This window comes from Halomonas sp. ND22Bw (assembly GCF_003011945.1).
Classification (GTDB): domain Bacteria; phylum Pseudomonadota; class Gammaproteobacteria; order Pseudomonadales; family Halomonadaceae; genus Halomonas; species Halomonas halophila.
Genome location: NZ_PXWD01000443.1, coordinates 1 through 335, shown reverse-complemented (window position 1 = coordinate 335; position 335 = coordinate 1). Strand labels below are relative to the sequence as shown.

At 59.4% G+C, this 335-nt stretch carries 1 pseudogene; it reads right to left on the bottom strand.

Annotation, left to right across the window (positions count from 1 at the left end):
- Positions 1–277, bottom strand: a pseudogene (locus tag CVH10_RS18845) (transposase); the annotation flags it as partial.
- Positions 278–335 lie beyond the last annotated feature (58 nt).

The following is a 335-nucleotide window of genomic DNA, read 5'->3' as shown; positions in this document are numbered from 1 at the left end:
CAGAACCAACGATAGGCCAGATTGAGTGGGCCTCCTCGCACAGCCGTCTCTCTGAGCGAATGCCGAAGCAGTACCCGACCAGTAGCATGCGGATCAGCAGTTCTGGATCGATCGAAGGCCGGCCAATGGCGCTGTAGGACGGCGCCAGATGCGCTCGCAGCCCATCCAGTTCCACGAACCGGTCGATCGCACGCAGCTTATGGTACGTCGGCACATGCCGCTCCAGCGAGAACTCGTAGAGCAGGGCCGACAGATCGACCCGTCGTTCGCCCATCATTGTTGAACCTCCGGCCTCAACGACCAAAGCGAATCAGGAGGAAGACCTCATGCAAATT